The 323-nt window shown below is 42.4% G+C and carries 1 pseudogene; it reads left to right on the top strand.

The annotated features are described in order from the left end of the window. A pseudogene (locus ACVCXO_RS10035) lies at positions 1 to 323 on the top strand (hypothetical protein); the annotation flags it as partial.

Below are 323 nucleotides of genomic sequence, written 5' to 3'. Positions count from 1 at the left end.
TGCAGATTGTGATGGAGATGGAGTAAGTAACTTAGACGAAGTAGATCCTGATGGAGACGGCGTTCAAGGACCAAACGACACAGATCCAAATGATGCATGTGAATTTACTGCAGCAGATATTACTTTACCTGTAACAGCAATCACAGATTGTGATGGTGATGGAGAAACAAGTGATACGGATTCAAATGATACCGATCCATGTATCGGAGGAACATTATCCAATGTAGATTTAACAGACACAACAAGTGACTGGGCAACTGCAGATTGTGATGGAGATGGAGTAAGTAACTTAGACGAAGTAGATCCTGATGGAGACGGCGTTC

The sequence above is a fragment of the Lacinutrix sp. MEBiC02404 genome (assembly GCF_053601575.1).
The sequence above is the reverse complement of the archived record's forward strand: the minus strand, read 5'-3'. Positions and strand labels throughout refer to the sequence as shown.